The sequence below is a fragment of the Streptomyces sp. NPDC003943 genome, assembly GCF_053605265.1.
The window spans coordinates 26,849-33,150 of record NZ_JBSGIW010000087.1 but is presented as its reverse complement, the minus strand read 5'-3'; the positions used below and the strand labels follow the sequence as shown (position 1 = coordinate 33,150).

General features: G+C 72.2%; 7 protein-coding genes and 1 pseudogene. 2 read left to right on the top strand and 6 right to left on the bottom strand.

The features are described from left to right. Positions 1–308 precede the first annotated feature (308 nt). Positions 309–1,319, top strand: a complete 1,011-nt coding sequence (gene trpS, locus ACWEV0_RS28850; protein ID WP_453152550.1) for a tryptophan--tRNA ligase — start codon at positions 309–311, stop codon at positions 1,317–1,319. Here the strand turns inward: trpS and ACWEV0_RS28845 are convergent. Next, positions 1,277–2,287 carry a GlxA family transcriptional regulator gene (locus ACWEV0_RS28845; RefSeq protein ID WP_453152549.1) on the bottom strand — a complete coding sequence of 337 codons (1,011 nt, stop codon included), beginning with the start codon at positions 2,285–2,287 and terminating at the stop codon, positions 1,277–1,279. The two genes, trpS and ACWEV0_RS28845, sit on opposite strands and share 43 nt — an antisense overlap. 75 nt (positions 2,288–2,362) lie before the next feature. Here ACWEV0_RS28845 and ACWEV0_RS28840 point away from each other — a divergent pair, with 75 nt between their 5' ends. Next, the gene (locus tag ACWEV0_RS28840) at positions 2,363–2,953 is read left to right on the top strand and encodes a cysteine hydrolase family protein (protein WP_453152548.1); all 591 of its coding nucleotides are present in this window, start codon (positions 2,363–2,365) and stop codon (positions 2,951–2,953) included. Positions 2,954–2,957: 4 nt separating this feature from the next. Here ACWEV0_RS28840 and proC read toward each other — a convergent pair whose 3' ends face one another. The 5 genes and pseudogenes from proC to ACWEV0_RS28815 all read right to left on the bottom strand — a co-directional run. Beyond that, positions 2,958–3,767 (bottom strand): pyrroline-5-carboxylate reductase, encoded by an 810-nt coding sequence (proC, locus tag ACWEV0_RS28835; RefSeq protein ID WP_451610602.1) that lies wholly within the window; start codon positions 3,765–3,767, stop codon positions 2,958–2,960. Positions 3,768–3,856: 89 nt separating this feature from the next. Further along, positions 3,857–4,594 carry an ABC transporter permease gene (locus tag ACWEV0_RS28830; protein WP_453152547.1) on the bottom strand — a complete coding sequence of 246 codons (738 nt, stop codon included), beginning with the start codon at positions 4,592–4,594 and terminating at the stop codon, positions 3,857–3,859. Next, a complete protein-coding gene (locus ACWEV0_RS28825) occupies positions 4,594–5,394 on the bottom strand; it encodes an ABC transporter ATP-binding protein (RefSeq protein WP_453152545.1) in 801 nt (266 codons plus the stop codon). Before ACWEV0_RS28825 ends, ACWEV0_RS28830 begins: the two co-directional genes overlap by 1 nt. Positions 5,395–5,452: 58 nt before the next feature. Beyond that, positions 5,453–5,953 carry a hypothetical protein gene (locus ACWEV0_RS28820; RefSeq protein ID WP_453152544.1) on the bottom strand — a complete coding sequence of 167 codons (501 nt, stop codon included), beginning with the start codon at positions 5,951–5,953 and terminating at the stop codon, positions 5,453–5,455. A gap of 45 nt (positions 5,954–5,998) precedes the next feature. Continuing rightward, positions 5,999–6,241 (bottom strand): annotated as a pseudogene (locus ACWEV0_RS28815) (SH3 domain-containing protein); the annotation flags it as partial. Positions 6,242–6,302 lie beyond the last annotated feature (61 nt).

The window sequence follows — 6,302 nt, the reverse complement described above, 5'->3', positions numbered from 1 at the left end:
AGCACACCGTCAGGCGTTGAGTGGTTCTTGCGGAATCGCTGTCCGGGGCCGACCGGGGTCGGTGCTCACGTCGGACAACTCGGAGAACACTACGGATCGGGGAATCCCGTGTCAACCCGGGTCCAGGTGGGTAACCTGTGCGCATGACTACGCATGCGCACAGCACCCAGTGGTGGGCCGCCTGACCCGGCGGCCGCACTCGCGCATGCAACACAACGGCCGCCGCCTCGGCGGCCGTTCGCGTATCCCCTCCGGGAGCCCGGCCGACGAGCCGGCGGCTGCCCGACAGGAGAGGGAGTACCAAGGCCATGAAGCGGATCTTCAGTGGGGTCAAGCCGACCGGGCATCTGACGCTGGGGAACTACCTGGGGGCCGTGCGGCGGTGGGTCGAGGTGGACCAGCACCGGGCGGACGCGCTGTTCAGCGTGGTGGACCTGCACGCACTGACCGTGGAGCACGATCCGGGTCGGGTGACGCGGCTGAGCCGGCAGGCGGCGACGCTGCTGCTGGCGGCCGGGCTCGATCCGGAGCGGTGCACCGTCTTCGTACAGAGTCATGTGGACGAGCACGCGCGGCTCTCGTATCTGATGGAGTGCGTGGCCACGGACGGCGAGATGCGCCGGATGATCCAGTACAAGGAGAAGAGCGTCCGGGCCCGGGAGGCCGGGCAGAGCGTGCGGCTGTCGCTGCTCACGTATCCGGCGCTGATGGCGGCGGACATCCTGGCGTACGGGACCGACGAGGTGCCGGTGGGTGAGGACCAGACGCAGCACGTGGAGCTGGCGCGGGATCTGGCGGTGCGGTTCAACCAGCGGTACGGGCATGTGTTCACGGTGCCGAAGGCGGTGAACCCGGTGGTGGCGGCGCGGGTCATGGATCTGCAGGACCCGACGTCGAAGATGGGGAAGTCGCACGAGAACGGGGCCGGGATCATCTATCTGCTCGACGACGCGGACACGGTGCGGCGGAAGATCATGCGGGCCGTGACGGACAGCGGACGGGTGGTCGTCTACGACCGGGAGGAGAGTCCCGGGGTGGCGAACCTGGTGGATCTGCTGGCCGCGGCCACCGGTTGCAAGGGTCCGGCGGAGCTGGCCGACGCGTACGACTCGTACGGGGCCCTGAAGAAGGACACCGCGGAGGCGGTGGTGGAGCTGCTGCGGCCGGTGCGGGAGCGGCATGCGGAGCTGGCGGCGGATCCGGGGTACGTGGCCGGGGTGCTGCGGGAGGGGGCCGAGCGGGCGCGCGGGATGGCGCGGCCGGTCGTGGACCGGGCCTACCGGGCGATCGGGCTGCTGCCGGCGGAGCCCGCCGTGTGACGGAAGGCGGCGCGGTAGTCGCGCGGGCTGGTGGCGAGGTGCGAGGCGAAGTGCTGGCGCATGGTGATCTCGCTGCCGAAGCCCGCGCGGCGGGCCACCTCGGGGAGGGGGTGGTCGGTGCGTTCGAGGAGTTTCTGGGCGGCGGCGACGCGCTGGGTGATCAGCCAGCGGGCGGGGGTCGTGCCGGTGGTGGCCTGGAAGTGGCGGGCGAAGGAGCGGACGGACATGCCGGCGCGGGCGGCGAGGCTGGCGACGGTGTGCGGCTCGTCGAGATGGGCGAGGGCGTGGGCGCGTACGGCGGCGAGGGCGTCGGCGTCGCGGTCGGCGCGCGGGGTGGGGTGCTCGATGAACTGGGCCTGGGTGCCGGTGCGGAAGGGCGCGGTGACCATGGAGCGGGCGATGGTGGCGGCGACTTCCGCGCCGTGGGCCGTACGGACCAGGTGGAGGCAGAGGTCGATGCCGGCGGCCGTGCCGGCGGAGGTCCAGATGCCGGTGTCCTCGATGAAGAGGGCTTCGGGTTCGACGGTGGCCCGGGGGTGGCGGTCGGCGAGGTTGCGGGCGAGGCGCCAGTGGGTGACGGCGCGGCGGCCGTCGAGGAGGCCGGCGCGGGCGAGGACGAAGGCGCCGGCGCACAGGGAGGCGACGGGGACGCCGGCGGTGTGGGCGCGGCGCAGGGCGTCGAGGACGGGGGCGGGGACGTCGGCGTCGGGGTCCTCGATGCCGGGGACGAGGACCAGGTCGGCGGGGGTGAGTTCGTCGAGCCGGTCGAGCGGGGTGTCGGGGGTGAGGCTGAGGCCGCCGCGGAGGACGACGGGGACGGTGGGGTCGGCTGCGGCGCGGAGGAGGGTGAAGGGCGGGACGCCGCGGTCGCGGCGGTCGGTGCCCCAGACCTCGGTGATGACGGAGACGTCGAAGGCGCGGATGCCGGGGAAGGCGAGGAGCGCGATGCGTTGGGCGACTTCTGCCATGCCTGGCAGTAAACCATCGATCGATGGCGTTTCAGCCTCTGGGGTGGTGAGCGCCTGGGCGGAAGGATCAAGGGCATGGAGAACATCACGGTTGAAGAGAACGCGGCGCTGATCGTCATCGACGTGCAGAAGGGGTTCGAGGACGCCTTCTGGGGCCGGCGGGACAACGCGGACGCCGAGCGGAACATGGCGGCGATCATCGACCGCTGGCAGGAGACGGGCCGGCCGGTCGTCTTCGTACGGCACGACTCGCTGCGGGCGGGTTCACCGCTGGCGGCGGGGAGCGAGGGCAATGCCCTCAAGGACTTCGTCGAGGAGCGGCGGGGCAAGGGGGCCGGGCCGGAGCTGTTCGTCACGAAGACGGTGAACTCGGTGTTCTACGGGGAGCCGGACCTGGACACCTGGCTGAAGGAGGCCGGGATCCGGCAGTTCGTGATCGTCGGGATCCAGACGAACATGTGCAACGAGACGACCGCGCGGATGGGCGGGAACCTCGGTTACGACGTGCTGTTCCCGATCGACGCGATGCACACCTTCGACCTGGCCGGGCCCTTCGGGTGGACGCGGACGGCGGAGGAGCTGACCCGGGCGACGGCGGTGTCGCTGCACGGCGGGCAGTTCGCCCGGGTCGTGAGCACGGAGGACGTGCTGAAGGCGGCGGAGTAGGGGCTCAGCCGTTGCCGGAGGCGAGCTCGCGGCTGCGGTCGCGGGCGGCTTCCAGGGCGGCGATGAGGGCGGCCCGTACGCCGTGGTTCTCCAGCTCGCGGATGGCGGAGATGGTGGTGCCGGCCGGGGAGGTGACGGCCTCGCGGAGCTTGACCGGGTGCTCGCCGCTGTCGCGGAGCATCACGGCGGCGCCGATGGCGGCCTGGACGATGAGGTCGTGGGCCTGGGCGCGGGGCAGGCCGAGGAGGATGCCGGCGTCGGTCATGGCCTCGACCAGGTAGTAGAAGTACGCGGGTCCGGAGCCGGAGAGGGCGGTGGCGGCGTCCTGCTGGGACTCGGGGACGCGCAGGGTCTTGCCGACGCCGCCGAAGATCTCCTCGGTGTGGGAGAGGTGCTCGGGGGTGGCGTGGCTGCCGGCGGAGATCACGGACATGCCCTCGTCGACGAGGACGGGGGTGTTCGGCATGACGCGGACGACGGGGGTGCCGGCGGTCAGGCGCTCCTCGATGAAGGCGGTCGGGATGCCGGCGGCGGCGCTGATGACCAGGCGGTCGGCGGCGACGTGCGGGGCGAGCTCGTCGAGCAGCCGGCCCATGTCCTGGGGCTTCACGGCGAGGATGAGGGTGTCGGCGCGCTTGGCGGCGTCGGCGTTGCTGACGGCCTCGACCCCGTAGCGGGCGTGGAGTTCGGCGGCGCGTTCGGCGCGGCGGGCGGTGACCAGGAGGTTCGCGGGGCGCCAGCCGGCGCGGATCATGCCGCTGAGGAGCGCTTCACCGATCTTGCCGGTGCCGAGGACTGCGACGGTCTGGGTCATCGTTCTGTTCACCTCGCCGGAGGGGTTCCACGTGCAAGGACATCCTTGCACCGGGCCCCCGTCCGGCGCGTCGGCTGTCCACGGAACGGTCACGCCGTGCGGCGGCGGAGGGTGGCGGCGCCGAGGCCGAGGACGAGGACCGCGCAGCCGGCGACGACGAGGGCGTCCCGTACGAAGTCGACGGTGACGTCGGTGTGGCGCAGGACCTGGTTCATGCCGTCGACGGCGTACGACATGGGCAGCACGTCCGAGATCGCCTCCAGGGCCGGGGCCATCCGGTCGCGCGGGGTGAACAGGCCGCAGAGCAGCAGCTGCGGGAAGATCACGGCCGGCATGAACTGGACGGCCTGGAACTCGGACGCGGCGAACGCCGAGACGAAGAGGCCGAGGGCGGTGCCGAGCAGCGCGTCGAGCAGGGCGACCAGGAGCAGCAGCCAGGGCGAGCCGATGACGTCGAGGCCGAGGAACCACAGGGCGAGGCCGGTGGCGAGGACGGACTGGACGACGGCGACGAGGCCGAAGGCGAGGGCGTAGCCGGCGATGAGGTCGCCCTTGGCCAGCGGCATGGCGAGGAGGCGTTCGAGGGTGCCGGAGGTGCGTTCGCGCAGGGTGGCGATGGACGTCACCAGGAACATGGTGATGAGCGGGAAGATGCCGAGGAGCGAGGCGCCGATGGAGTCGAAGGTCTGCGGGCTGCCGTCGAAGACGTAGCGGAGCAGGAAGAGCATCACGCACGGCACGAGCAGCATCAGGGCGATCGACCGCGGGTCGTGGCGGAGCTGGCGCAGCACGCGGGCGGCGGTGGCGAGGGTGCGGGCACCGTTCATCAGTGGGGCTCCTCGGTACGGGTCCGGGTCCGGGCGCGGGCCGCGGCGGCGTCGACGAGGTGGAGGAACGCCTCCTCGACGGTGGCGGTGTCATTGCGTCGGCGCAGCGCGTCGGGGGTGTCCTCGGCGAGGAGTTCGCCCTCGCGGAGCAGCAGCAGCCGGTGGCAGCGCTCGGCCTCGTCCATGACGTGGGAGGAGACGAGGAGGGTGGTGCCGCGGTCGGCGGCGATGCGGTGGAAGAGGTCCCACAGGTCGCGGCGGAGTACGGGGTCGAGGCCGACGGTCGGTTCGTCGAGGACGAGCAGTTCGGGTGTGCCGAGCAGGGCGACGGCGAGCGAGACGCGGCTGCGCTGGCCGCCGGAGAGCCGGCCGGCGAGGGCGTGGGCGTGGGAGGCGAGGTCGACGTCCTCGATGGCCCGGTCGACGGCGGTGCGGCGCTCGTCGCGGTGGGCGCGGCCGGGAAGCAGAATCGAGGCGAAGTAGTCGAGGTTCTGGTGGACGGTGAGGTCGTCGTAGATGGACGGGGCCTGGGTGACGTAGCCGATGTGGGCGCGCAGGGACGGGTCGCCGGCGGGGCGGCCGAGGACGTCGAGGGTGCCGGTGACCTTGGCCTGGGTGCCGACGACGGCGCGCATGAGGGTGGTCTTGCCGCAGCCGGAGGGGCCGAGGAGGCCGGTGATGCGGCCGCGGGGGACGGTGAAGTCGAGGTGGCGCAGGACGGTGCGGTCGCCGCGGACGACGGTGAGGCCGGAGGCGGTGACGGCGCCGTCGACGGTGCCGTCGACCGCTTTATTCATCATGTGATGAATAGTGGGCCTGGGGGTGCCGCGCGTCAAGGACCCGGGGGCGGGGAGTGGGCTAGCGCTTGGGCTTCTTGCGGTTGGACGGGTTGCCGGTACGGCCGGCGCGGCGCTTCTCGTACTGCGCGCGGGCCGTCTCGTACTCCGTGCGGCGCAGCTTCTCGCCGGGCGCCTCGGAGAGCGAGCGGAAGAAGTACGCGAGCAGCGAGCCGATGAAGCCGATCGCCTTCACGCTGCGCAGCGCGTCCTCGCGGGCCGGGTCGGCCGGGCGGCGGGAGAAGCCCTCCCAGGTCCTGCGGAAGGCGATGGCGCTGCAGATCGCGAACATGACGACGACCAGGACGCTGACGAAGCCGCCGACCTCGGCGATCTCCAGGCCCTGGTACGCGAAGCGGAGCACGAGGCAGCCGCCGGCCGCGGCGGCGAGCGATCCGACGGCGACGGCGGCGCGGCGCAGCCCGTAGTGACCGGTGTGGTCCAGCCAGGTGGTCCCGAAGAAGCGGATGTCCTCGGGCCGGGGGCCGGCCGGCTTCTCGGGGGTGCGGTTCTCGTCGCTCACGAGTCGATTATCCCGCTCGGGCGTCCCGCACCCCGTGAAGAGGGGTCAGGAGCAGCGCGGGGCGACGTAGCCGTCGCTGCCGGTGTGCACGTAGGCGTCGGAGACGTACTCGCCGTCGGCGATGTTGTCCCAGAGGTTGGTGGTGCCGTACGGGCCGGTGATCCACTCGCCCGGCGTCTGGCAGTAGACCGTCACATAGGAACCGGCCGGCAGCGTGCGCACGATCGAGTACTTGGTGCCCGGGCCGGACCGGACGTTCACGCGGTAGCCGGGCGCGGTCTGGTAGCGATTGGACATTCGGGCTCTCCCCCGTTCGGACGACGCGCGCAGGCTACCAAGCCATGTCCGG

Excerpts from the sequence above, each read along its gene's own strand:
- ACWEV0_RS28830 (WP_453152547.1), bottom strand. The coding sequence starts at position 4,594 with ATGAACGGTGCCCGCACCCTCGCCACCGCCGCCCGCGTGCTGCGCCAG.
- ACWEV0_RS28840 (WP_453152548.1), top strand. The coding sequence starts at position 2,363 with ATGGAGAACATCACGGTTGAAGAGAACGCGGCGCTGATCGTCATCGAC.
- trpS (WP_453152550.1), top strand. The coding sequence starts at position 309 with ATGAAGCGGATCTTCAGTGGGGTCAAGCCGACCGGGCATCTGACGCTG.
- ACWEV0_RS28845 (WP_453152549.1), bottom strand. The coding sequence starts at position 2,287 with ATGGCAGAAGTCGCCCAACGCATCGCGCTCCTCGCCTTCCCCGGCATC.
- proC (WP_451610602.1), bottom strand. The coding sequence starts at position 3,767 with ATGACCCAGACCGTCGCAGTCCTCGGCACCGGCAAGATCGGTGAAGCG.
- ACWEV0_RS28825 (WP_453152545.1), bottom strand. The coding sequence starts at position 5,394 with ATGATGAATAAAGCGGTCGACGGCACCGTCGACGGCGCCGTCACCGCC.